The organism is Dyella sp. LX-66 (genome assembly GCF_018599165.1).
Classification (GTDB): Bacteria; Pseudomonadota; Gammaproteobacteria; order Xanthomonadales; family Rhodanobacteraceae; genus Dyella_D; species Dyella_D marensis.
Window position 1 is genome coordinate 166,981 of sequence record NZ_JAHFVJ010000006.1, and the last position, 22,868, is coordinate 189,848.

Annotated in this window: 20 protein-coding genes; 8 read left to right on the forward strand and 12 right to left on the reverse strand. The window is 66.6% G+C overall.

Translation table 11 applies throughout. The annotated features are described in order from the left end of the window. Positions 1-5 precede the first annotated feature (5 nt). Positions 6-488: a cupin domain-containing protein gene (locus tag KK141_RS13565; RefSeq protein ID WP_214570003.1), complete on the reverse strand. Its 483-nt coding sequence runs from the start codon at positions 486-488 to the stop codon at positions 6-8. 259 nt (positions 489-747) lie between these two features. Between KK141_RS13565 and KK141_RS13570 the strand changes: the two genes are divergently transcribed. Then, entirely contained in the window at positions 748-2,979 is a 2,232-nt protein-coding gene (locus KK141_RS13570; RefSeq protein WP_214570002.1) for an NADP-dependent isocitrate dehydrogenase, read from the forward strand. Between the two features lie 58 nt (positions 2,980-3,037). Here KK141_RS13570 and KK141_RS13575 read toward each other — a convergent pair whose 3' ends face one another. Beyond that, positions 3,038-4,387: a Fic family protein gene (locus KK141_RS13575; protein ID WP_214570001.1), complete on the reverse strand. Its 1,350-nt coding sequence runs from the start codon at positions 4,385-4,387 to the stop codon at positions 3,038-3,040. A 208-nt stretch (positions 4,388-4,595) separates the two neighbouring features. Continuing rightward, the gene (locus KK141_RS13580; protein ID WP_214570000.1) at positions 4,596-5,669 is read right to left on the reverse strand and encodes a zinc-binding dehydrogenase; all 1,074 of its coding nucleotides are present in this window, start codon (positions 5,667-5,669) and stop codon (positions 4,596-4,598) included. Between the two features lie 85 nt (positions 5,670-5,754). Between KK141_RS13580 and KK141_RS13585 the strand changes: the two genes are divergently transcribed. Next, positions 5,755-6,663, forward strand: coding sequence for a LysR family transcriptional regulator (locus KK141_RS13585; RefSeq protein ID WP_214569999.1), 909 nt, complete (start codon positions 5,755-5,757; stop codon positions 6,661-6,663). Between the two features lie 160 nt (positions 6,664-6,823). On the opposite strand, the gene KK141_RS13590 is transcribed toward KK141_RS13585, so the two are convergent. Next, on the reverse strand, positions 6,824-8,371 hold the full coding sequence (locus KK141_RS13590) for a serine hydrolase (protein ID WP_214569998.1): 1,548 nt from the start codon (positions 8,369-8,371) through the stop codon (positions 6,824-6,826). Between the two features lie 146 nt (positions 8,372-8,517). Here KK141_RS13590 and KK141_RS13595 point away from each other — a divergent pair, with 146 nt between their 5' ends. Beyond that, entirely contained in the window at positions 8,518-9,219 is a 702-nt protein-coding gene (locus KK141_RS13595; protein ID WP_214569997.1) for a helix-turn-helix transcriptional regulator, read from the forward strand. Positions 9,220-9,317: 98 nt separating this feature from the next. Here the strand turns inward: KK141_RS13595 and KK141_RS13600 are convergent, their stop codons facing one another. Both KK141_RS13600 and KK141_RS13605 read right to left on the reverse strand, forming a co-directional pair. Beyond that, complete coding sequence (locus KK141_RS13600; protein WP_214569996.1) at positions 9,318-10,244, reverse strand: DUF2167 domain-containing protein; 927 nt, start codon at positions 10,242-10,244, stop codon at positions 9,318-9,320. A 131-nt stretch (positions 10,245-10,375) separates the two neighbouring features. Beyond that, positions 10,376-11,329, reverse strand: a complete 954-nt coding sequence (locus KK141_RS13605) for a LysR substrate-binding domain-containing protein (RefSeq protein WP_214569995.1) — start codon at positions 11,327-11,329, stop codon at positions 10,376-10,378. Between the two features lie 227 nt (positions 11,330-11,556). On the opposite strand from KK141_RS13605, the gene KK141_RS13610 reads away from it, so the two are divergent. The 3 genes from KK141_RS13610 to KK141_RS13620 are packed head-to-tail and all read left to right on the forward strand — an operon-like array spanning position 11,557 to position 16,003. After that, the gene (locus KK141_RS13610; protein ID WP_214569994.1) at positions 11,557-12,663 is read left to right on the forward strand and encodes a DmsE family decaheme c-type cytochrome; all 1,107 of its coding nucleotides are present in this window, start codon (positions 11,557-11,559) and stop codon (positions 12,661-12,663) included. Positions 12,664-12,675: 12 nt separating this feature from the next. Beyond that, a complete protein-coding gene (locus KK141_RS13615) occupies positions 12,676-15,288 on the forward strand; it encodes an MtrB/PioB family outer membrane beta-barrel protein (protein ID WP_214569993.1) in 2,613 nt (870 codons plus the stop codon). A 10-nt stretch (positions 15,289-15,298) separates the two neighbouring features. Further along, entirely contained in the window at positions 15,299-16,003 is a 705-nt protein-coding gene (locus tag KK141_RS13620) for a c-type cytochrome (protein ID WP_214569992.1), read from the forward strand. Here KK141_RS13620 and KK141_RS13625 read toward each other — a convergent pair. From KK141_RS13625 to KK141_RS13645, 5 genes are all read right to left on the reverse strand, one after another. After that, on the reverse strand, positions 15,998-17,401 hold the full coding sequence (locus KK141_RS13625) for a DUF2867 domain-containing protein (RefSeq protein ID WP_214569991.1): 1,404 nt from the start codon (positions 17,399-17,401) through the stop codon (positions 15,998-16,000). The two genes, KK141_RS13620 and KK141_RS13625, sit on opposite strands and share 6 nt — an antisense overlap. Positions 17,402-17,499: 98 nt before the next feature. After that, entirely contained in the window at positions 17,500-17,814 is a 315-nt protein-coding gene (locus KK141_RS13630; RefSeq protein ID WP_167255002.1) for a metalloregulator ArsR/SmtB family transcription factor, read from the reverse strand. 99 nt (positions 17,815-17,913) lie between these two features. Next, positions 17,914-18,633, reverse strand: coding sequence for a pseudouridine synthase (locus KK141_RS13635; protein ID WP_214569990.1), 720 nt, complete (start codon positions 18,631-18,633; stop codon positions 17,914-17,916). A 5-nt stretch (positions 18,634-18,638) separates the two neighbouring features. Further along, positions 18,639-19,415 carry an ABC transporter permease gene (locus KK141_RS13640; RefSeq protein ID WP_214569989.1) on the reverse strand — a complete coding sequence of 259 codons (777 nt, stop codon included), beginning with the start codon at positions 19,413-19,415 and terminating at the stop codon, positions 18,639-18,641. Then, positions 19,412-20,380, reverse strand: a complete 969-nt coding sequence (locus tag KK141_RS13645; RefSeq protein ID WP_214569988.1) for an ABC transporter ATP-binding protein — start codon at positions 20,378-20,380, stop codon at positions 19,412-19,414. Before KK141_RS13645 ends, KK141_RS13640 begins: the two co-directional genes overlap by 4 nt. Positions 20,381-20,470: 90 nt before the next feature. Here KK141_RS13645 and KK141_RS13650 point away from each other — a divergent pair, with 90 nt between their 5' ends. Beyond that, positions 20,471-21,217 (forward strand): FAD-binding oxidoreductase, encoded by a 747-nt coding sequence (locus tag KK141_RS13650; RefSeq protein WP_214569987.1) that lies wholly within the window; start codon positions 20,471-20,473, stop codon positions 21,215-21,217. Between the two features lie 301 nt (positions 21,218-21,518). Further along, positions 21,519-21,863: a hypothetical protein gene (locus KK141_RS13655; RefSeq protein WP_214569986.1), complete on the forward strand. Its 345-nt coding sequence runs from the start codon at positions 21,519-21,521 to the stop codon at positions 21,861-21,863. A 4-nt stretch (positions 21,864-21,867) separates the two neighbouring features. Here KK141_RS13655 and KK141_RS13660 read toward each other — a convergent pair whose 3' ends face one another. Beyond that, positions 21,868-22,803, reverse strand: a complete 936-nt coding sequence (locus tag KK141_RS13660) for a fimbrial protein (RefSeq protein ID WP_214569985.1) — start codon at positions 22,801-22,803, stop codon at positions 21,868-21,870. Between the last annotated feature and the right edge of the window lie 65 nt (positions 22,804-22,868).

Sequence of the window (22,868 nt, forward strand, 5' to 3'; positions counted from 1 at the left end):
GGGTCTCAGCCGCGGATGGCCAGCTCATGGCAGGCTGGCGCGGGGCGCGCGGGCGTGTCCCGCGCGGGCAGCACATCCGGCACCGTGATGTCCGCGCCTTCGGTGCCGGCATAGAAGACGATCAGTGTCGCCGCTTGCTCGCCGGTGTAGCCGCGATGCACCTGGCCGACCAGCTCGGGCAAGACCTCGCCCTCGGCGAGCGAACAGGTGGCGTTCGCGCCTTCGGCGCGCTTCTCCACCGTGAGCGCGCCCTTGAGCACATACGCCGCATTGATGACCGGATGGTGATGCCAGGCCAGCGTGCTGTGCGCGGGAATCACGATGCGCAGCACGGTGATCTGCGGCTGCCCGGACGCGTAGGCCGGATAGGGCGTGCCATCCCAGGAGCGCGTGGTCTTGAGCAGGGTGGTGCTTTCGGCGGCCAGGGCCGGGCTGGTGGCGGCCGTCAGCGCGAGCAGGGCGAGGAGGGCCTGGGCGAGGCGGGGCATGGCGTGTCCTTGCGGGTCGGGGGTCGGGCCATGGTCCGATGTTTCACAGGGCGTATCCATGCGCCGGTCGCTTGCCCGATCCCATACCGCGCCGTACGTCCTGTTCGGAGTATTGGGCAAACGCGCGCCGCAGCGGTTCCGTCCCCCCGGCGAAAACGCGACAATGCTTGGCTTTCGCGGATGCCGTCGCCATGTGACCGGTTCCGCCCGCCGTCCAGTGGCGCCCCCTTCCTGTCAACGTCGTTGCAAGAGGCCAGACATGTCCAACACCCCGAAGATCATCTACACCCTCACGGACGAAGCGCCGTTCCTTGCAACGCAGTCGCTGCTGCCGATCGTCAAAGCCTTCGCCGGTTCCGCCGGCATCGCCGTGGAAACGCGCGACATCTCGCTGGCCGGCCGCATCCTGGCGCAGTTCCCCGACCTGCTGAAGCCCGAGCAGAAGATTGCCGACGATCTCGCCGAGCTGGGCCAGCTGGCCACCACGCCGGAAGCCAACATCATCAAGCTGCCGAACATCAGCGCCTCGGTGCCGCAGCTCAAAGCCGCGATCAAGGAACTGCAGCAGCAGGGCTACGCGCTGCCGGACTACCCGGATGAGCCGAAGAACGAGCAGGAGAAGGACGCCAAGGCGCGCTACGACCGCACCAAGGGCAGCGCGGTGAATCCGGTGCTGCGCGAAGGCAATTCCGACCGCCGCGCGCCGCTCTCGGTGAAGAACTACGCGCGCAAGCATCCGCACAAGATGGGCGCGTGGAGCAAGGATTCGCAGTCGCACGTCGCGCACATGGACGGCGGCGATTTCTACGGCAGCGAGAAGTCCACCACCGTCGCCCAGGCCACCTCGGTGAAGATCGAGTGGACCGGCAAGGACGGCAAGAGCACGGTGCTGAAGGACAAGACCGCGATCAGCGCGGGCGAGATCATCGACGCCGCCGTGATGAGCCGCAAGGCGCTGGCCGCCTTCGTCGACGCCCAGGTGGCCGACGCCAAGCAGCAGGGCGTGCTGTTCTCGCTGCATCTGAAGGCGACCATGATGAAGGTCTCCGACCCGATCATGTTCGGCATCGTGGTCGGCGAGTTCTACAAGGACGTGCTGGCCAAGCACGCCGACACGCTCAAGCAGATCGGCTTCGATCCGAATAACGGCATCGGCGATCTTTACGCGCGCCTCAACGCGCTGCCGACCGACAAGCAGGCGGAAATCACCGCCGACATCAAGGCCGAGTACGCGCGCCGCCCGGCGCTGGCGATGGTCAATTCCGACAAGGGCATCACCAACCTGCACGTGCCCAGCGACGTGATCGTCGACGCTTCGATGCCGGCGATGATCCGCGACTCCGGCAAGATGTGGAACACCGAAGGCAAGCTGCAGGACACCAAGGCGGTGATCCCCGACCGCAGCTACGCCGGCGTGTACCAGGTGGTGATCGAGGACTGCAAGGCGCACGGCGCCTTCGACCCCGCCACCATGGGCAGCGTGCCGAACGTGGGCCTGATGGCGCAGGCGGCCGAGGAATACGGCTCGCACAACAAGACCTTCCAGATCGCCGCCGACGGCGTGGTGCGCGTGATCGACGACGCCGGCAAGGTGCTGCTGGAGCACGCGGTGGAAGCCGGCGACATCTGGCGCATGTGCCAGACCAAGGACGCGCCGATCCAGGACTGGGTCAAGCTGGCCGTCACGCGCGCGCGCCTCAGCCATACGCCGGCCGTGTTCTGGCTGGATCCGCAGCGCGCGCACGATGCGCAGCTGATCGCCAAGGTCGAGCGTTACCTCAAGGACCACGACACCAGCGGCCTGGACATCCGCCTGCTGTCGCCGGTCGACGCCACCCGCTTCTCGCTGGAGCGCATCCGCAAGGGCCAGGACACCATCTCGGTCACCGGCAACGTGCTGCGCGACTACCTCACCGACCTGTTCCCGATCATGGAACTGGGCACCAGCGCCAAGATGTTGTCGATCGTGCCGCTGATGGCCGGTGGCGGCCTGTTCGAGACCGGCGCCGGCGGCTCGGCGCCCAAGCACGTGCAGCAGTTCCTGGAAGAGGACTACCTGCGCTGGGATTCGCTGGGCGAATTCCTGGCCCTGGCCGCCTCGTTCGAGCACCTGGGCAACCGCTATAACAACGCCAAGGCCGGCGTGCTGGCCAAGGCGCTGGACCAGGCCAACGGCAAGATCCTCGACAACAACAAGTCGCCCGCGCGCAAGGTCGGCGAACTGGACAACCGCGGCAGCCACTTCTACCTGGCCATGTACTGGGCGCAGGCCCTGGCCGAGCAGAACGACGACGCGGAGCTGAAGGCGAAGTTCGCGCCGGTGGCCAAGGCGCTGACCGAGAACGAAGACAAGATCATCGGCGAACTCAATGGCGCGCAGGGCAAGGCGGTGGACATCCACGGCTACTACCACCCGGACATCGCGCTGCTCGGCAAGGCGATGCGCCCGAGCGCGACGTTCAATGCGGCGGTGGATGGGTTGGCGAAGTAAGCGCCAGTCGTGTGGATGAAAAAGGGCGCCTTGATGGCGCCCTTTTTTTGTTTGGCGATTACCTGGGCCGGCCCGCGTCGATCCACTGCTTCGTCCGTTCCTCGGAGATCCGATACCTTGCGCTGTTGTACGGCTGCATGGCATCCAGTCGCTGTTCGAGCAATGCGCGGAACGCAGCCGTGTCTTCATGGCCCAGGTGCTGAGCCTCGATGGCGCGTTCCATCATTGCGCCTTCGCCGACGATCATGCCCACGGCGGACGTCAATGCCATCCGGTATCGCACGGCGAGCTGGTCCGGCGAACCCATGGATTCGATGACGGTGCGGTATCGCTTGATGGAGCGGCGATAGGTCCAGGTGAACAGATCGGTAGCCGCGCTGAAGTCGTTGAACTCGTAAATGCCCAGCATGGCCTGTGCGTAGTCATGGCGATTGATATCCATGAAGGCCAGCGGCGAGCAGTTGTAGAGCGTCAGGGGAATGTTCGCGGCAATGCGGCTCGTGCGCTTGTTGCCATCGATGAAGGGCTGCAGATAGGCGATCTGCACCCACAGGAAATAAGCCGCTTCGATCGGGTTGGGGATCGCACGCGATGTCGCCAGGATGTGCTCAAGCAACTCGCCAAGCGCCTGTGGCACCTGCAGAGGAATAAAGGTGGTTCCCGTGATGTACACGGGTGTCGTGCGGATCGCTCCGAGCTGCGCTTCCGGCATGAGGCCGTCCATCAGGAGCGCGTGGATGTTGCGCACCATGGACGTCGTAAGTCCGCGCATCGGGCCATCGTCGACGAGAAACTCGATGGCGCGCTTGTGGTTCAGGAGCATGACGGCGTCCTGGTCGGTGCCATGCGCTCCTTGCTGGAACAAGCGCTCCGTATCGAGCAGCGAATAGGTGTTTCCCTCCAGCCTGGACGACGACCACGAGAGTTCCACGAGCAGTTGCTCGAGCACCTTTCGGGCATACGTTCCGGCGGGTTGCTGATCGGGCCAGCGGCCCTCGGCGAGGAGCTCGGCGGCGAGCTTGTGCGGCAGCAGCGAGCTGACGCCGGGTATGTAGTCGTCGAGCAGGTGGCGCCGATAGGACACTGGATCGCGCGCTGTCATGGGCGCCGCCAGCTTTTGCAGCAAGGCGATGGCAGCCGGTGACCACGGAATATCGCCAGCATCCGGTTGATCTTTGACCTGGCCAGGAGGGGCAAGAGGTGGTGCGACGGCGAGCGAGTAGCGAGTGGCGCGTGCCCGGCCTTCGACGATGACTTCTCCATCGTCCACCAGCCGGCTGAGCTGGCGTAGCGCCGTGGATTCGGAAACGTTCGCTAGCGTTGCGACCTCGGCGACAGATGCCCAGGCGTGGCCTGTGGCCGCCAGGGCATGCATAGCTTGAAGGACAAGGACTCCACTGGTTGCCATTTGCCGGGATTCCTCAGGTGGTGAGGCTTGTGATGGAATCCGAGGGGCTAATCCCGTCAGATTGACGAAATTCTAGATCAAATTCCGTCAATATGATGTGATTCAAGATAATCGCGTCATACAAACTCCAATTTGACTGGATTTGATGGGATTTCGGTAAATCCCGTCACGATGACGCGATCAGCTCCAGGCACGGCCATGCCGTTGGCTAAGCCGGAAATTCCACCACCGTCGACTGCAAGCCCTGCAACGTCTGTGCATCGTCGATGGCCGCTTCCAGTTCGCCGAAGCCGAAGCGGCGGATTTCCACTGCATCCAGCGCCAGCAGGCCGGAGCGCGCCAGCGACACCAGCGCGAGGTAGTCCGCGCGGGTGTACATGAAATGCCCGATCAGCTCCCAGTTGTTGAGCAGCATCTGCCCGTACGGCAGCGGCAGTTCGTCCTGCATGCTGCCCATCAGCACCAGGCGGCCGCCGCGGCGAAGGCTGTGCAGAGCGGCCAAAGTGCTGTGGGGATCGCGGGCCTGGCCGACCATGTCGAACGCGAGGTCGACGCCGCCCTCTGCCGCAGCGCGGATCGCGGCCGCATCCGTGGCGGCGTCGCCGGTCAATACCACCGGCAACACCCGCCCGTGGCCGAGTTCGACCAGCGCCTGCAGGGCTTCGGCGCGGCGCGCCATCGCGATCACCTTCGCGGCGCCCATCGCCAGTGCGGCCAGCACGGCGCCGGAACCGAAGTAGCCGCCGGCGCCGTTCACCGCCACGGTCTCGCCGGCGGCGAGGCGCCCGCGGCGCAGGCCGCCGAATGGCACGGCGAACTTCGCGAGTACGGCCAGCCGCTCGGCCGGCAGATGATCGAGGCCATCCAGCGGAATCGCCGTCGACGCCGGCATCTCGGCTTCTTCGCGCAGCGTGCCGTGCGGGAAGACGGCCAGCATGCCGGCGCTGTCCGCGCTGATGCCGGTCAGCCCCAGCAAGACCTGCGCGGGCTCGGCGGCCGCCTCGTCGGCGATCCAATAAGGATTGAGCGCCACACGCTGACCGACGCGCAGGTGCTGCACGCCATCGCCCACCGCCAGCACCGTGCCGATGCCGTTGGTGCCCGGCGTGAACGGACCTTGCGGATAAGCGTAAGGCAGCTCGCCGCGCACGTAGGCGCGGGTGTAGCTCAGCAGGGGCACGGCTTCCATTTTCACCAGTACCGCGTTGGTGCGCACCGCGGGCGTGGCGGTTCCGCGCAGGGCAAGCGGCTGTCCGGGCTGATCGAGGAACCAGGCTTTCATGGTGGATCTCCGTGGGTGATGGCTTGCCACCTTAGGGAGCGCCGACCTATCTTTGAAATGAATAGTCGGGATAGGACCCATCAACGTGATTGATCTGCGTGGCCTGGATCTCAACCTGCTGCTCACCCTCGACGTGCTGCTGGCCGAACGCAACGTCACCCGCGCCGCCGAGCGCCTGCACCTGACCCAGCCGGCGGTGTCCACCCAGCTGTCGCGCCTGCGCCGCGTGTTCGACGACCCGCTGCTGATTCCCGCCGAAACCGGCCGCGGCATGGTGCCGAGCGCGCATGCCCTGGCCCTGGCCGAACCTTTGCGCGCCGCGCTGAAAGACCTCGAGTCGGTGCTGCGCTACCGCGCCGCGTTCGAGCCGCGCGGGGCGAAACGCCGTTTCGTCATCGCCGCCAATGACAACGCCACGTCGGTACTCGGCCTGCGTCTGCTGGCGCTGCTGTCGCACGAAGCCGGTCCCGGTGTTGGCGTGGCCTTCGTGGTGCCGGATCTGCCGCGCATCGCCGCGCAGCTGGAAAGCGGCGAAGTCGATCTATTGCTCGGTTCCGAGCGCATGGTCCCCGCATCGATGAAGGCACGGAAGCTGTACGAGGAACGCTTCGTGCTGGCACAGCGCAAGGGCCATCCGCGCGGCACGCGCCCGCCCACGCTCGCGGGTTACTGCGCACTGCGCCACGTGCTGGTATCGACCAGCGGCGGCAGCTTCCACGGTTTCATGGACGAGCATCTGGAAGCGCTGGGCCGCCGGCGCGACGTGGTCGCTTCGGTGCAGAGCTTCGCCATGGCGGTGGAGCTGCTGTGCGCGACCGATGACGTCTCCACCTTGCCCAGCCGCCTCGCCGCACTTCACGCAGACCGCCTGGACAGCTTCCGGCTGCCGTTCAAGGCGGGCGGTTTCACCTTGTCCGCCGCGTGGCATCCACGCAATCACGCCGACCCAGGCTTGCGCTGGCTGCTCGATCGGCTGAGCGCTGTCGTGAGCTGAGTAGTCGCCGGGCTAGCGATGGGCGAAAGGCGAGCGTTCGCCGGAAAGCCCGGCGTAGAAGGCGTCGAGCAGGCGCAACGCGCGATCGGCGTCGAATGTTGTTGTCCATACATTTTATCCGTCCATGCCGCGTGGACAGATAAAATCTTGGACAGACGACCTACTCCCGCAGCTTCTTCAGCTGCTCCTTGGCATTGGCGTTCTGCGGATTCATCCGCAGCGAAGTCTCGTAATTGCGGATCGCCAGCGCCTTCTCGCCCGCGTCCCGGTAGGCCTCGGCGAGGCTGTCGTAGGTGTTGAAGTCCTGCGGGTACTCGGTCACGTTCAGCTGCATCACCTGGATCGCTTCCGCATAGCGCCTGTCGCGCAGCAGGCTGTAGCCGAAGGTATTCAGGCTGCCGCTGCCGTGGTGGTAGCCGGCGAAGCCGGAGGCCTTGATGCGTGCATAGGTATCCAGCGCGGTGCGGGTGTCCTTCAGCGTGCGCACCAGGACCAGCATGTCCTCCAGGTCCATGGGCGGCTCGTAGTTCCAGCCGTGGTCTTTGGCGAGCTTGCCGATGGCCAGGTTCGCCACGGTCATGAAGGCATCGGAATTGCCGGTGGCGGCCAGTCCATAGCCGTGGTCGGCGAACATCAGCAGGATCGAGCCGAAGCCTTCGTTGCCGCCGGTGTGCCGGAACAGGTCCGGATAGCCGGGATAGCCCACGCCGAAGCCCAGGCCCACGCGGTCGTTGTCGTCCTCGCATTGCACCGCGAGCATTTCGCGGGTCAGCGCGCGCGACAGCACATGGTTGGCCTTGCCCTGCTCGGACAGTGCGATCTCGATGGCGAATTTCGCCAGGTCGCTGGGCGTGGTCCACAAGCCGTCGGGCGCCAGTTCCGGATAGATATGCCAGCCGCCGGGCACGGCCTTGCCGTCGATACCGGCGCCGGTCGCCGCGCGTGCGGCCTGCGCCGGCGGCAGGTCCTGGCGGAAGGTGCTGTCGCGCATGCCGGAAGGAAGCAGCACGCGGTCGCGCATGAAATCCTCGAACGGCTCGCCGGCGACGTCCTGGATCAGCAGGCCTTCGATGGTGACGCCGCCGCCGGAATACATGCAGCGCGTACCGGGCACGGTGTCGACGCGGATCGGCGGATGGTTGGCCGGCCTCACGCCGTCGAGCGACTGCACCAGGGTGGGAATCGGTGTGCCTTTCTCGTAGCCGGCGAAGCCATGGATATTCAGGCCAGCGTTGTGGCTCATCAGGCGGCGCAGCGTGACCTTCTCGCTGCGCGTGAATTCGTTCTCCGGCACTTTCCAGTTGGTGAGCCTGGCGTTGACGTCAGCGTCCAGGCTCAACTTGCCTTGCCCGACCAGCCACAACCCGCCGGCCGCCGTAACGGGCTTGCTGATCGAAGCGGCCTGGAACAGCGTGGCTGGCGTCACCGGGCGCTCGCCGCCGGGAGCGGTGACGCCGTAGCCGCGCGCCCAGGCGATCTTGTAGTCGTCGATCAGCGCAACGCTGAAGCCGGGCACCTTCAACGCGGCCATGGTCTGCCGCAGCGTGGCGCGCAGCGGCGGCTGGCCGTCGGCGAGCGGGAGTTCGAGGATCACCGTGTCGGGCGTGAGCTCGGCGGCGGCGGTGCGGTCCGGCGCGGAAGCGGCGTGCGCGCCGGCCAGTTGCAGCGCGAGAAGGGCGACCAGAAGCAGGGGGGCGGTGGGACGCATGCGGCCTAACTCCGTAAGGAAACCAGCCAGATGACCGCCCGAGTCTAGCGAGCGCTACCGCGGCGGAAATGGGCCAGAGGCCATGCCGTGCATGCTTCGATGCCGCACGAACCATCGCCGCGCCGCCGCCGACTAGACTGCATGGCATGACCGACGCTCCCGCCATGAACCGCTACCAGCTCGCCGAAGTCGGCGCACTGCTGGCCGAGCCCGCGCGCGCGGCGATGCTGCTGGCGCTGTCCGATGGCACCGCACGCCCGGCGGGCGAACTGGCGCGCGTGGCTGGCGTGGGCGCGGCCACTGCGAGCGCACATCTGAAGCGTCTGCTCGACGGCGGCCTGCTGGCGCTGCACGTGCAGGGCCGTCATCGCTATTACCGCCTTGCCGACGACGAAGTCTCGGCGATGCTCGAAGCACTCGCCATGCCGCGCACGCGCAGCGCGCTGCCGAAGACGTCCGCTGATGCGGCGGTGCGCCGCGCGCGCACCTGCTATCGCCATCTCGCCGGCCAGCTCGGCGTGGCGCTGTGCGAAAGCCTGCTGGCGCGCGATTACCTGGAAGCGGCCAGCGAAGGCCTGCGCCTGCTGCCTGCCGGTGCGCAGGCGCTGGCGGAAGCCGGTCTTGAACTCGAAGCGACCGGCCAGCTGCTGCGCCTGCACGGCCGCGGCTGTCTGGACTGGACCGAGCGCCGCCTGCACGTGGGGGGCCCGCTCGGCGTGGCGATGACTTCGGCCATGCTCGATGCGGGCTGGCTGCGCCGCGCGGCGCAGGGCCGTGCATTGGTGCCCAGCGTCGATGGCCTGCATCGCCTGGCCAGGCTGGGCGTGCGGCTGGACACCCCGTTGTAGGTTGGGGTGAGCCGCAGGCGAACCCCAACGTTGCGCTGCGCTTGGAGCTGGCGGTGTTGGGGTTCGCCTATGGCTCGCCCCAACCTACATGCCGCGGTTTACTGCGCCTTCTTGCGCCCGAACAGCCTGGCGAAGAAACCGCCGATCGCCACCACGCCCACCATGATCAACTTCTTGAAGCCCAGCAGGATCACGCCAAGCTTGGCGAACAAACCGGCCTTCGCCGCGATGCCGCCGGCCACCAGCGCGCCGATGCCGTAGGCGGCGACCTTGTCGGTCTTGGAGTTGTAGTCGGTGTAGCGCTCGCCGTCGTTGAACTCGGTCATCTCCAGCACCTTGGGCATGTCCGCGCGCACCTGAGCCAGCTGGTCGATCGGCGCCACCGCATTGAGCGAGAGATAGCCGCGGCGGCCGAGCACGCGGATCGCGTAGTTCAGCGAGGCGCCGTCGGAAGAGCCGTCGGCCTTCTTGAACTTGAGATTGCGCGCCCAGTACAGCTTGTGCGAAGCCGCGTCGTAATGCGGCTGTTCGGCCCAGCCGACCAGCTCGATCGCCGGATAACCCTGCTTGAGGCGCTCGGTGTTCTCGTCCTTGCTGGCCTCCTGCATGTCCTTGAGCATCTGGTTGTAGTCGAGCTTGGCCGCGTCCTCGTCGGACACATAGCCTTCGTCGACGAAGGTCACCACCACCGCCCAGGCCTTGTCGTCGAGCAGCACGTTCATGTTCTCGCTGGGCAGGATCATGCCCAGCACGTCCTGGTCCGGCGGGTTGTTCCACAGCCGGGTGAGTACGTCCTGCGCTTCTTTGGCCTGCAGGAAGCTGTAGCCCTTGTCCAGTTTCAGCGTGGCCTGCGCGCCCGGCACCACCACGTCGCCGGTGGCCGGATGCAGCGAGTTGAGGAAGCCCTGCGTCTGGGCAGGCACGCTGTCTTCGGCGGCCGGCGTGTCGGCCGGCGCGGCGAGCAGCGGCGAGGTCCAAGCGAAGGCGGCCAGCAGGCCGAGTGCCGGCAGGAATTTGCTTTGCATGTGTAGTCCCTGGATATCGTCCGTTGATGTAGGTGCGTCCGGTGCCGGCGCGCGTCCATCGCTCCCCCTGTGGCGCGACGGTTCGTGAATTCTTGCAGGGAGGGGCGGGACTTTGCCAGCCCTGGGCCGGCTCAGGCCACCGCGAGCAGCGGTTTCACGTCGCCGCCCGGCACGCCGCGCTGCACGCGCGCCAGCGCATCCGGCAGGTGCTCGGCGATGTAATCGATAAAGCAGCGCATCGCCGGCGTATGACCGTGGCGTGACGGGTATACCGCATGCACGTTGCCCGGCGGCAGGCTCCATGCCGGCAGCACCGGCACCAGTTGTCCGCGTGCGATCGGTTCGCGGCAGATGAAGCGCGGCAGCTGCGCGATGCCGAGCCCGCCGGTCACCGCCTGATACAGCACCTGCAGGTCGTCGCTCACCAGAGCAGGGTGATGCTCGACGCGCTGCGCGTGGCCGGCGGCATCGAGCAGGGTCCAGAAATGGCGGCCTTCGCAGGACAGCACGCTGACGCTCGGCAGATGGCGCAGGTCGGCAGGCTGCTGCGGCGGCTCGGCGCGCTGCAGCAGTTCGGGGCTGGCCACCAGGATCTGCGGATCCATGCCGAAGCTGCGTACCACCAGGCTGGAATCCTGCACCGACGCACGCACGCGGAAAGCGATGTCGTAGCCGTTCGCCACCACGTCGACCTGGTGATGGCAGATATCCAGATCCACCTGCACATCCGGGTGCCTGCGCAGGAAGCCCACCAGCACCGGTGCCAGCAGCAGTTGCGCGAACATTACGGGGCAGGCCACGCGCAGGCGTCCGCGCGGGATGGCCTGTGCATCGTCAATCACTTCCTGCGCGCGTTCGGCGGCGGCCAGCATCAGGCAGCACTGGTCGTAGTAGCGCCGGCCGATATCGGTGACGTGCGAACGCCGCGTGGTGCGCTGGATCAGGCGCACGCCGAGATGTTCCTCGAGCCGCGCGATGCGGAAGCTCAGTTGCGATTTGGCCATGCCCATCGCGCGGCTCGCGGCGGTGAAGCTGCCGTGTTCGACGACCTGCACGAAATAGAGGATGTCGTTGAGATCCTGCATGTCCCGGCTCCCGTCGCGGGATGAGCCCCCGCTTTTCAGGCTACCGCAAGCTTTGGCGGCGCGATGTTGCGTCGCCACAAGCTGCGATTGTTCTCGCGCCTTGGACAATCATTTTCGACGCGAGGGCTTATTCCCGTTCTGGCGACGGTGAATACTGCTCCGCGCCGGCCAAGGCCCGCTTCGGGGACGAGCCGTCGGCGCATCACGCTAGCCAATGGGGTTACGCCATGCGTGTGTTCCCGTTTCTGCCAGGGACGTTGCTTTGCGCGGCCATCGGACTGCTGGCCGCGCTGCCGGCACCGGGTGCGCGGGCGCAGCAGGCGGCCCCGGCCGGGTCGTCCGGCCTCAGCCAGAGCGATATCGCGCGGATGTTGCCGGCCACCGATATGGGCGCCAACGATGCGCGCAACCGCGACCCGCATCTGCGCCCCGTCAGCGACTCACCCGCCACGCCCTTCGATGCGGCGCCTATCCCGAAGAACCCCCTGGCACCCGACGCCGATGCCGTCGGCGCCAAGACCTGCATTGCCTGCCATGCGCTGGAAAACGTGCAGGCCTCGCATTCGCTGCATGTCGCTTCGTTCCGCGTCGGCGCTGCCCACAGCGGACCGCAGGCGGCCTGCGAAACCTGCCACGGGCCGGGCTCGCTGCATGCGAAGAACCCCGCGGCGAAAGGCTCGATCATCGCTTTCACCCACGACGGCGGCATGCCGGTGCAGGCGCAGACGCAGGTCTGCCTCGGTTGCCATGCCGGCGGCGCGCGGCAGCACTGGCTGGGGTCGGTGCACGAGAACCGCGGCCTTTCCTGCAGCGATTGCCACAACCCGATGGCGCGGCTGTCGCCCGAAGGCGTGCTGGCCAAGCCGTCGATCAACGAAGTGTGCAGCGGCTGCCACCAGGACATCCGCGCCAAGTTCAACCGCCGCTCGCACATGCCGCTGCCGGAAGGGCAGATTGCCTGCACCGATTGCCACAACCCGCACGGCACCATCACCAAGCCGCTGCTGAAGACCGACACGGTCAACGAGACCTGCTACAGCTGCCACGCCGAGAAGCGCGGCCCCTTCCTGTTCGAGCACGCGCCGGTGCGGCAGAACTGCCTCAACTGCCACGACGTGCATGGCTCCAACCAGCAGACCCTGCTGGTGGCGCCGATCCCGATGCTGTGCCAGCAATGCCACACCATGACGCAGCATCCGAACGACCTGCAGAGCGCCGCAGGCCTGGGCAATGGCGTGTCGCCGGACGAGCGGATCATGGGCCGCGGCTGCCTGACCTGCCACACCAATATCCACGGGTCCAACAACCCGTCCGGACCGAAGTTCCACAAGTGAGGGAGGCGGACGATGCGCAAGCTCCAGCTCCTTCTCCTCGCGCTGCCGGGCCTGGCGGTGGGCGCCGCTTCCGCGCAGGTGGCGGACGGCAGCGACACCATGCGCGTGGGCGACATGCAGTACGGCAATGCGCTGGATCCGCGCGGGTGGACGCCGATGATGGCGGGGATCCAGGATGGACTGCTCTCAAACGGCATGTCGTGGTTGCATGCGGGCATGAAGCGCACGCCCACCGGTGTGCCATACCCGTATCCGCCGCAGACCGATGACGGAACGCCTATCGCGCCGGGCAGCGACTGGACCTATCGCGGGCTGCTGCAACTCGGCTACATCCACCTCAACGGCGACCGCAACGCGGAATTCTTTCGCCAGTACAGCGATTGGAAGAACGGCTTCGCGCTGGGTTATCTGGGATTGATGTTCGACAACCGGCGCACTGGCGAGTACGTGGAGTTCCGCGCAAGCCGATTGGGCGCCGACGACCAGTACTACCGCTTGCGCGCCGGCAAATACGGCAGCTACCGGATCGAAGCGTTCTACCGCGATATGCCGCATACGGTATCGACCAACGCCTTCCCGATCTGGAACGGCATCGGCAGCAGCAACCTCACCTTGCCCGCTTCGCTCACGCCCGGCGGCAGCACGCCTGCACAGATCGCCGCGGCTTCGGCGGCGGCGCCAAGGCGCACCATCGGACTGACCCGCACCCGCAGCGGCCTGTCGCTGGAAGGCGAGTTGTACCGCGGCTGGATCGGTACGGCGGCGATCAGCAACGAGGAGCGCAAGGGCACGCGCCTGTGGGGCGGGCCGATGTTCTTCGCCTTCAACGATCTGCAGGGCGGCATCAACGAGACCGTGCGGCCGGTCGACTTCTCCACCACCGACGTCAACCTGTCGCTGCGCAAGGTGGGCAAGGTGTGGCGCTTCGTCGGCACGTATACCGGCTCGTTCTTCCGCAATCACAAGGATTATCTGGACTACCAAAGTCCGTTCCAGTTGCAGAACGTGGTGGGCGTGCCGCAGGTGGCGAATATCTACCAGGGCGAGTTCTCGCTGGAGCCGGACAACGACTACCACAACCTGCGCCTGGACCTGTCGCGCGAGCTGAAGGGCAATGGTCAATTCAGCGTTGCCGCCGCGTGGGGCACCATGCGCCAGAACGCAGCGTTGCGGCCACCGGCGACCTGCACCGGCGTGCTGGGTGTCGACATGACGCCGATCGGCGGCCCCAACTACACCTTGCCCTGCGCCGACTGGAACACGCCGGCCGCGCTGTCGCAGCGCAATGCCAATGCGCGGATCGATACCGGCCTGTTCGACGCGCGGGTGAATTTCCATCCGTCGTCCAGCTTCGGCTGGCATGCCGGCTTGCGCTGGTATCGCGAAGACAACAAGACGCGCTATCTCGCCTACAACCCGCAGACGGGGCAGTACGGCTATATCTCGGAGAACGGCTCGCAGGGCAGCATCGTGCCGGGCGAAGTGGGCATTTTCGATCCGCGCAATCCGCTGTACTGGTCGTCGAATGTCACGGTGCGCAACGTGCCGTATGGCTACGACGACACGCTGTTCGAGCTGGGCGGCGACTGGCAGTTCGGGCGGCGCAACAGCCTGGGCGTGGTCTATACCTTCGACCACAACGAGCCGAAGTATCGCGAACGCAAGCGGGTGGACGAGCACCGCATCAAGATCTCATGGATGTCGCGCTCGTTCGGCGATGCCACCTTGCGTGCCAGTTACGAATACGCACGCCGGCGCGGCGGGCCGTACAACTACGATCCCTATGCGCAGTTCTTCTCCGAATCGCTGCCGGGCTTCGTCGATCCCGCCAACGGCCTGCCCGCGCATACGGTCGCCGACATGCGCAAGTACGATCTCTCCGACCGCAACGAAAGCAAGGCACGGCTGATCGTCACCTATCCGTTCGGCGACGCCACCACGGTATCCGCCACCTTCTACGGCAACCGCGACCAGTACGCCACGCCGATCGGCCGCCAGGACACGCGCAGCACCGGCGCCACCTTGCAGTGGGATTGGCAGCCCAGCGCGCGCACCACCGCCAGTGCGTATCTGGGCATCGAGACTTCGCATATGGGCATCGCCAATGTAGGCGACTCCGACGGCGGCGCGGCCGGCGCGGCGCTGGGCACGCCGGGGCAGACCAACCCGAATCTCGGCGGGCCGCTGTATCCGTACGGCAACCAATGGTGGGAATTCGATCGCGAGCGCAACAGCAATGCCGGCTTCACTCTCACCCACGATTTCGGCCGCGTGCGCGCCGACCTCAGCTACAACTACAGCGGCTCGTTCGGCCATGTCGGCTACAGCTACGCCACCATCGGCGCGCTCGCCTACCGCGCGCCGGATGCGGCTACGGCAGCGGGCAATGCCTTCCCGGATAACAAGTACCGCAGCAATACGCTGGACCTGGGCTTCAACTTCGACTTCACCCGCCGCTTCGGCATGCGCCTGTTCGGCCGCCGCGAGACCGGCAGCTTCACCGACTGGCATTACCTGGGTTTCGACCAGACGCTGAGCTATGGCCAGCGCATCTATACCGACAAGGGACCGCAGCATCATTACGGCGTGACCATGTTGGGCGCCCTGTTCAACGTGAAGCTGTGAGGAGGCCGCGATGATCCGCCAACTTTCGCTCGCGGTCCTGATGGTGGTGGCGTCGTGCGCGGCTGCGCAGGACGCGCCGGCACCCGCGGCCAGCGCAGCCGCGAAGCCGGTGGCGATGCTCGACGTGCGTGCGCAGCCGCCGATCCATGGCGATGCGAATGCGGGCGCGGCCAAGGCGGCCGTCTGCGGCGCCTGCCACGGTCCGCAAGGCGTCGCCATAGCGCCGAACTTCCCGAACCTGGCCGGCCAGTCGGCGACGTATCTCTATCTGCAGCTGAAGGCGTTCAAGGGCGGCCAACGCAGCGATCCGATCATGACCGGCCAGGCCGCGACGCTCAGCGACCAGGACATGCGCAATCTCGCGGCGCACTTTGCCGCGCTGCCGGCCAAGCCGGCGGGCAAGCCCGATGCCGCGTCGCGCGGCGCGCAGCTGTTCCTTGCGGGCGATCCGGCCAAAGGCGTACCGCCATGCCAGGCTTGCCATGGTCCGGCGGGGCAGGGGCCGGCCAGTCCGTGGTCAGGCGCGCCGAATACTGCGTGGCATACCTTCCCGCGCCTGGCGGGGCAGTCGGCGTTCTATGTCGGGCAGGAGCTGGGCGATTACCGCCACGGCAAGCGCGTCGGCGTCAGCAACGGCAGGATCATGGAAGGCGTAGCGCAACATCTGGACGATGAAGATATCCAGGCGCTGGCCGCTTACATCCAGTCCCTATAGCGGCAGCACGCGCAGCGGCGAGCTGCGCACGGCCTTGCGCATGAAGGCATGCTCGGCGGCCAGCCGCAGCATCGCCGGGCTGACGTGGTGGCGGTGCACGCGTTCGATCAGCCCGATATAGATATCGCCGAACAGGTTCTTGCAGTGCACGCGCGTGCCGAGCGTGAGGTCGACGTGCGTGTCGTCGACGATGCGCACCGCCACGCAGGAGCGGAAGCGCAGGTGCTTGTCGTCCGCGCCCAGGATGACCTGCGCATGCCGCGCATCCACGGCTTGCGCGAGCACCGGGAAGCGACCGTCGAAGGTCTCGCCGGCCTGGCGCGAGAGCAGCGAGGACACCGGGCAGCCCAGGGGCGAAGTGCGCAGGCCGAGCGGACGCACCAGCGTGTTGCGCACCGCCATCATGCGCGACACGCTCGAGGGCGGATTGCGCAGGAAGCCGTCCAGCAGTTCGGCCAGCAGGCGCGGTGCGCCGGCGCGTGCCAGCGCCGGATCGTGCAGGCGGATGCGCACCATGTCCTCGTGCTGGTGGCAGTGTTCGAGCTGTCCGCGCAGCAGCGAATCCTTCGGCGGCTCGATGGCCTGCACCGGCAGGCGCCCCTGCGACTCCCACAGGAAACCGCCGGCCTTGCGGCAGGTGGCGCACAGGCCGCGCAGGCGGCCGAGCATGCCGCGCGCGACGCCGCACAGGCGGCTCTGCAGCGAACCCGGCGCGGCCTCCAGCGCGAGTGCGATGGTGGGAATGTCTTCGGGTGCCGGCGGGTTGGCGGCGAGCCAGTGCATCACCGCTTCGGGCAGGGTTTCGGTGAGCGAGGGAATCGAAGCGGCGCCCGCAAGCACCTGCTGGCGCGCGGCTTCGCTCAGCTCGCCGCCCAGTTCGTTGGTGTGGCAGGAGATGGCGAACAGCGCGGGGTGCGCGGCGTCCAGCGGAGCGAACTGGTGCCAGGTCGCACCGTTGAAGCGCACGGTGAACATGCAGTCCGGCGGAATATCGATGTGGTGAAGGGTGCGCGCGAAGTGCGCGGGATCTTCGGCCAGTTCCGCGCTGGTCGCCGTGGAGAAGCGCAACTGCGCGCCGCCGCTGCCGGAGACGGCGGTAAACACGCGGTGCCCCGCATGGCGATGGAACGGATGCCCCTTCGTGCCCACCGCGAACGTGTACAGCGCGGTGGCATCGCCCTTGGCGAAATCGGTGCCGCCCAGCTTGGTCGAAGGCTCGTCCAGCTCGTCGACAAAGGCCGGATGCGCGCGCTGCAGCGCCGAGGCGCCGGCGTGCATCTGGTCGCCCACGCCATGCCCGAGCTGCGCGATCAGCGTGACTTCCACCGGCAGCCCGCCGTGCGGGGAGGCGATCGTCGCCGTGGGAAAACTGCCGGTGCTGCGTGTCTGTATCGCCATGACGCACTTCTCCGTGGCGGCGCCGCTGGCACCACCGCTACGAACAGCTGGATTGAATCCCCTTGGGCTGGCGCGTTCGCCGCGTCAGCTTTGTCCTGTCAGCTTTCTTTGCGCGCCAGCCGGCGCGATTCGCGCTTGAGCGGCCCGGCCTTGGGACAGATCTCGAAGGCGAATCCGGTCAGCGTATTGACCAGGTTGTCCTTGTTGAGCCGGTACACCACGTACTGGCCGCGCCGCTCGCTGCTCACCAGCCCCGCGCCTTCCAGCACGGACAGGTGGCGCGAAATGGCCGGCGCGCTCATCGAGAAACGGCTGGCGATCTCGCCCGCGGTCAGTTCCTGGGCCGACAGATAGGCCAGGATTTCGCGGCGGGGGCGGGATGCCAGGGCTTCGAAGAACAGGTCGACGGCCATCAGCTCTTAAGCAATTAACGAAGTTGCTAAATATATAGCCGCGGAGTCCGGCCGCGTCAAGCGGCCCGGTTCAAGAAGGTCGAGTGCAAAAAAGAAAACTCACCACTGCGTGCGGTGGGGCAGCAGCCCTTTCAGTTCCGCCTCGGTGAGGTTGCGCCACTGGCCCGGCTTCAGGTGCCCCAGCTTCACGTTGACGATACGCACGCGGCGCAGCTGGGTGACGCGGTAGCCGAACTCGGCGGCCATCAGGCGGATCTGCCGGTTCAGGCCCTGGGTCAGCACGATGGCGAAGCCGAACTTGGCGATCTTGCGCGTGCGGCAGGGCTTGGTCAGCTGGCCGTGGATGCGCACGCCCTTGGCCATGCCGGCGAGGAAAGCGTCGGTGACGGGCTTGTTCACCGCCACCAGGTATTCCTTCTCGTGGTTGTTTTCCGAACGCAGGATCTCGTTGACGATGTCGCCGTTGCTGGTGAGCAGGATCAGGCCTTCCGAATCCTTGTCCAGGCGGCCGATCGGAAACACGCGCTGCTGGTGGTCGACGAAGTCGACGATATTGCCGGACACGCCCTGGTCGGTGGTGCAGGTGACGCCCACCGGCTTGTTCAAGGCGATGTAGACCGCACGCTTCGCCGCCGGCGTCGCCGCCAGGATGCGCGCCTTGACGATCTCGCCGTCCACGCGCACCTCGTCGCCTTCCAGCGCCTTGGCGCCGGTGCTCACGACTTCGCCGTTGATGGTGACGCGCCCGGCCAGCAGCAGCTCGTCCGCCTCGCGGCGGGAGCAGATGCCGGCCTCGCTGATGTACTTGTTGACGCGCATGCCGGTTACGAACGCAGGCCCACGCCGCGCTTGAGCAGGTACAGCGCCAGCGCCGAGAGGCCGCCGACGAACAGCAGCATCACCACCAGGGCCACGCCGATGTTCACGTCGCTCACGCCCAGCACGCCGAAGCGGAAGGCGTTGACCATGTACAGGATGGGATTGACGCGCGAGATGCTCTGCCACGGCTCGGACAGCATGTTGACCGAATAGAACACGCCGCCCAGATACGTAAGCGGCGTGAGCACGAAGGTCGGCACCAGGGCGATGTCGTCGAACTTCTTCGCGTACACCGCATTGACGAAGCCGGCCAGCGAGAAGATGGTCGCGCCCAGCAGCACCGAGACGAAGGTGATCAGCGGATGCACCACCTGCAGGTGGGTGAAGAACAGCGCGATCACCAGCACCAGCGCGCCGACGATCATGCCGCGCGTGACCGCGCCGGTGACGTAGCCCAGCAGGATCACCCAGTTCGGCATCGGCGACACCAGCATCTCCTCCACCGCGCGGCTGAACTTGGCGCCGAAGAAGGAGCTGGAGATGTTGCCGTAGCTGTTGGTGATGATGCTCATCATCACCAGGCCCGGCACGATGTACTGCATGTAGCTGAAGCCGCCTTCGATGGTGCCGATGCGGCTGCCGATCAGCTTGCCGAAGATGACGAAGTACAGCGTCATCGTGATGGCCGGCGGGATCAGCGTCTGCGTCCAGATGCGCAGGATGCGCACGATTTCGCGGCGGACAATGGTGCCCAGCGCGACGAGGTTGCCGGTGGCATTCATGCGGCCTGCTCCTGCGCGGACTTGGCGTTGCGGCCCTGTTCCACCAGGCGCACGAACAGTTCTTCCAGGCGGTTGGTCTTGTTGCGCATCGAAGTGACGGTGACGCCGTGCGAGGACAGCGCGGTGAACATGGAATTGAGATCGTGGGCGCGGGACATTTCCGCTTCCAGCGTGTGGTCGTCCAGGCGGCGCAGGTTGACGCCGGGCAGGGCGGGCAGTTCGCCCGGCACGCCGGACACGTCGAGCACGAAGGTTTCCGAGTCCAGCGTCGACAGCAGGCGTTTCATGGTGGTGTTCTCCACGATGGTGCCGCGGTCGATGATGGCGATGTTGCGGCACAGCTGCTCGGCTTCCTCCAGGTAATGCGTGGTGAGGATCACCGTGGTGCCGGCCGCATTGATGCCGCTGACGAACTGCCACATCGAGCGGCGGATCTCGATGTCGACGCCGGCGGTGGGCTCGTCGAGGATCAGCAGCTTGGGCTCGTTCATCATGGCGCGGGCGATCATCAGGCGGCGCTTCATGCCGCCGGAGAGCGTGCGCGCCGGTTCCTGGTTCTTGTCCCACAGGCGCAGCTCGCGCAGGTATTTCTCCGCGCGCTCGGTGGCGATGCGCCGGGGAATGCCGTAGAAGCCGGCCTCGTTCACGCAGATGTCGAACGGCTTCTCGAAGACGTTGAAGTTGATTTCCTGCGGCACCAGGCCGATCAGCTGCATGGCCTTGCCGCGCTGCTGGTTGACCGACACGCCGAACACGCGGGCGTCGCCGCCGCTGGCGTTGACCAGGGAGGACAGGATGCCGATCAGGGTGGACTTGCCGGCGCCGTTGGGGCCGAGCAGGGCAAAGAAGTCGCCGGGTTCCACGGTCAGGCTGACGCCCTTGAGGGCTTCCACCCCGTTGGCGTAGGTCTTGCGCAGGTTGTCGACGACGAGGGCGGGGGCGGATGAGGATGGCGGGGTGGGCATGGGCTGCACCGAAGGGGCCAGCCTCCTATTATAGCGGGCTGGTTCCCGCCGGCCGGTTCCGCGGGGCGCACTCACTGTTTCCGGATTCCCATGGCCGATCATTTCACCCTCCGCCTCGTCGACAGCTACATGCTGGCCCCCACCGTGCGCCACCTGGTGTTCGAGCGCGCCGACGGGCAGGTGCTCGCGTTTGTGCCCGGGCAGTTCCTGCAGGTGCACTTCCAGTACGACGACGGCACGCCGACCAAGCGCAGCTATTCCGTGGCCACCGTCGGCGACGGCCGCTCGCCGGCGCAGCGCATCGAAATCGCCGTGAGCTACGTGGAAGGCGGTGCCGCCACCAAGCTGCTGGGCAGCCTGGAAGCGGGCCAGACCGTCGAAGCCAGCGGCCCCTACGGCCGTTTCTGCCTGCAGCCGGGCGACGCGCATCCGCGCTATCTGCTGCTGGCCACCGGCACCGGCGTCACTCCGTACCGCGCCATGCTGCCGCTGCTGCGCGAGCTGCTGGCCCAGGGCGGGCGCGAAGTGGCCCTGCTGTATGGCGCGCGCAACGAGACCGAGCTGCTGTACGGCGCCGAGTTCGAAGCCTTCGAGCGCGAGAACCCGGGTTTCTCCTTCCACGCCTGCCTGAGCCGCCAGGCCCGCGCCGAGCCGCGTCCGAACGACCGCAGCGGCCACGTGCAGGGCGTGCTGGCCGAGCTCTCGCCCAGCGCCGACCGCGATATCGCCTACCTGTGCGGTAATCCGAACATGGTCGATGGCGCCTTCAATGCGCTGAAGGAATACGGCCTGCCGGTGCCGCAGATCCGCCGCGAGAAATACGTCTCCTCGCGCTGAAGTTTCCGGCCGGCGGGCCGACATCCTCCTGGTACCCGATCGGGTGGGCTCGAATACCCGCCCTGAAAATCTCCTGCGCCCGCCGCAAGCTAGCCGCAATTCCGCATCCGGCCCGAACGAATTAATCACAAAGCTTTGATTTACATCGAGCTTTCGGCCATAGGCCGTTCGACATACGCCGACGCATTGTGATGCACATCACAAATCCGAATTCGCAACAGTTTTCGGATTAAAGCCCGGTCCCGGGCAGCCGACAGACCGGAAAAGCGCTCATCCGATTGAGGGGCGCAGGGAGGTCGGGATGCGGATCTGGATACGCAAGACGCTGGTGGCTGGTCTGGTCGCGATGGCCTTCGCGCCAGCGGCGGCGATGGCCGATGGCGGGACGATCGTCTTCTCGGGAAGGATCGTCGAACCGACCTGTTCGGCGAGCTCTCAGCGCATCGGCGATGCGCAAGTCGCGCAGGCGCCACATCGCTATCGCTGTTCGGAGGGGGCGAACCCCACGCCCGGGCAGCTGGCGCAGTCCTATGCGCTGTCGGTGAGCGACACTGTCGGTACGCCGCTCGCCTCAGACCCCTTAATCGTCTATTTCGGCCAATACTTGAGCGCGCAGCCGAAATTGGTCACGCAGACCTACGACTGAAGCGTCACTGGTACGACAGGGTAAAGGTCGCCGTCGCGCTCACCGAGCCCGCCGCGACCGGCGTGGCGGTCTGGTAGTAGCGCGCGTAGTAAGTGAGGGTCAGCGGCCCGTTCGGCGTGGCGCCGACGAGCGCAGCCGTGCCGAAGGTGATCGGCACGAAGGTCTTGTCGATCAGCTGCACGCCGACATTCTTCGCCCGCCCGGTGCCGGTTGCCGGCGCGATCACGCCAGTGGCGCCGCTGGCCGCGTTGGCCGTATCGAACTGGATGTACAGCTGGCTGCCCGCCGCGCACTGCAGCGCGATCGGCACCACCGTCGCGCCCGCCACCGTGCCCACGCCGTTGAAGGCGGTGTTCGATACCGTGGGCAGCACGATACTGATCGTGGTGGTATTCACCGAGCACGAGGGATAGACGAAGGTCAGCGTGGTGCTGAGGTTGAAGTTCTCCATGCGCCGGTTGTTGTCGTAGCGCCAGTAGCCCATCGTGCCGCTGCCCACCGTGGCGCCGTTGGCTATGGTGCCGGTCTTGACGAACTCCAGGCCGGACGTCACCGACATCTCATAGCTGCCGCTGCCGATCGAATCGCCGGGATAGGCGCGCAGATAGCTGGACGTATCCGGATGCGTCACGCGGTAACCGATGCCGGCCACGCCGGTGGGAAAGATGGTGGCGCCCGAGGCGGGCTGGCTGCCGGCCACGTTCACCACGCCCACGGTGGTGGTGCTGTTGCAGGAGATCTGCGAGATCGGCGTCGGCGAGAACTGGCCCGACGTGGCCAGCGTCGCGCCCACCGGCAGGTTCGGGTCGATGGTGATGGTGGTGCTGCCGAACGAGATGTTGACGTTGGCGGTATTGCCGCTAGTGAAATTGCAGCTGGCCTGTGCGCCCAGCGGCAGCAAGAGCATGGTTGCCGCGAGCAGCAGCAGAATCCGACGCATCACGTTGTTCCCCCTGCATGCCGCCGTGCCTTCCCCGGCAGCGGCGACGGATGGCGGCCAGCCGC